This window comes from Streptomyces adustus (assembly GCF_009377175.1).
Classification (GTDB): Bacteria; Actinomycetota; Actinomycetes; order Streptomycetales; family Streptomycetaceae; genus Streptomyces; species Streptomyces adustus.
In genome coordinates, this window is sequence record NZ_VJZD01000523.1 from 1 (window position 1) to 1,735 (window position 1,735).

Sequence of the window (1,735 nt, forward strand, 5' to 3'; positions counted from 1 at the left end):
GGGCACGGGGACGGAGGCGCCGCGCACCTTCGTGGCGTAGTGGCAGGGGCGAGGCCGGGGTGGCGGGCGTACGGCCGTCGTCAGGCCTGCTCCACCACCACCGCCTTCGCCGGCAGCGACTCCGAGGGCACCCGCTCGGGCTCCTGTTCCTGTAGCGGCAGCTGTTCCTGCTGTTGCGGCTGCGCGTCCGCCGGCGTCGAGCGCAGGGGAAGCAGCGCCAGTACGGCCTGCCGGTGCGCGTCGGAGGTCGCGTCGTCGTAGGGGTCGGGCGTCGCCGGGACCTGGAGGCGGTGCACCGGGCCGACGCCCAGCCGGGCGTAGCCGCGGCCGGGCGGCACCTGACCGGCGGGCGTGGTGTGCGGCGGCGCGCCCAGGACGGCCTCGACCTGCTGTGCCGTGACCGGACCGAGCACGGCACGGGCGCGGGTGTGCTGGAGTACCGCGTCGCTGAGCGTGTCCATGGCGTCGAACTGCTCGGCCACGACCACCGTCACATGGGCCGCGCGGCCGTGCCGCAGGGGCACCTGGAGCAGGGCCTGCGGATCGGTGCGGTCGTCGGCGGCGGCGAGGTGCGTGAACGCGCTGGGCCGGTCGAGCAGGATCCACAGCGGCCGCCGGGTGTCCTCCGGCGGCGGGTGGCCCTCCTGGCGGGCGCGGTTGGCGGCGATCAGACGGCGTTCCGTCTCGTGGGCCGCCCACTCCAGACTGGCCAGGGCCCCGGCCAGCCCGCACTCGACCGCCAGGACCCCGTCCCGGCCGGTGAGGCAGGCGTACTCGCCGGTGCCGCCGCCCTCGACGACGAGCACGTCACCGTGCTGAAGGGCTTGCAGCGCGATGGAACGCAGCAGCGTGGAGGTGCCGCTGCCCGGCTGGCCCACCGCCAGCAGGTGCGGTTCGGTGGAGCGGATCCCGGTGCGCCAGACCACCGGCGGCACGTCACGCTGCTCCTCGCCGTAGGAAAGGGGCAGGGTGCGCTGGATCTCGGTGGGGTCGGTGAAGCCGAGCACCGTCTCGCCCGGTGCCGTGACGAAGCGCTGGGCGGCGGTGTCGGTGGGCAGTGGGGGGAGGGTCGTGACCGTGACCTGGTTGCCCTCCTCGTCCCAGCCGAAGTGGTACTCGCGGCCCCGGCCCGACTTCGCCGTGAGCAGCTTCTCGATCCGGCCACGCGCCGCGGCCTCGCCGTCGGTGAAGTAGGCCGGGTAGCGGATCACCAGGTGGGTCAGGCGGCCCGTGTCGTCGAACTCGTACGACGGGAAGGTCTTCTCCCAGTCGCCGCCGTGCGCGTACAGCGGCGCGGGATCCTCGGCCTTGGAGAAGTACGGGACCAGGGCCTCGTGCAGCGACTGGAGCCGCTGCGTCTGGGTCTCGTCGGGGCCGTCGGGCTCCGGCGGGGTGCGGTCCCTGCCGTGCCATGCCGCCGCCGCCATCAGGGTGACGGCGGCGAGCAGCGGGCCGTACGGCATGAGGGCCACGACCAGGATCGCCGAGGCCACCATGAACAGCAGGGGACCCCGCTTGTCCTTGGGAGTCTCGGCCACCCTGCGCCGCCCGGCCGAGGCCAGTCGGCGCAGACCGCGAGCGATCGTGATCAGCGGATGCAGGACATCGGTGGCGCTGTCCGCCGCCGTCCGGGCCAGCTCCCGGCTCCGGGCGATCTGCGCGCTGCCGTTGCTCAGAATGCGAGGAAGGGGGCGCCGGGCCACTGCTGTCTCCTGGAGGTGGGTGCGGGCGGGAG

The 1,735-nt window shown here is 74.4% G+C and carries 1 protein-coding gene; it reads right to left on the bottom strand.

The genetic code is table 11. From position 1 onward, the window contains the following. Positions 1-80: 80 nt before the first annotated feature. A complete protein-coding gene (locus FNH09_RS46285; RefSeq protein ID WP_162470122.1) occupies positions 81-1,703 on the bottom strand; it encodes a hypothetical protein in 1,623 nt (540 codons plus the stop codon). Between the last annotated feature and the right edge of the window lie 32 nt (positions 1,704-1,735).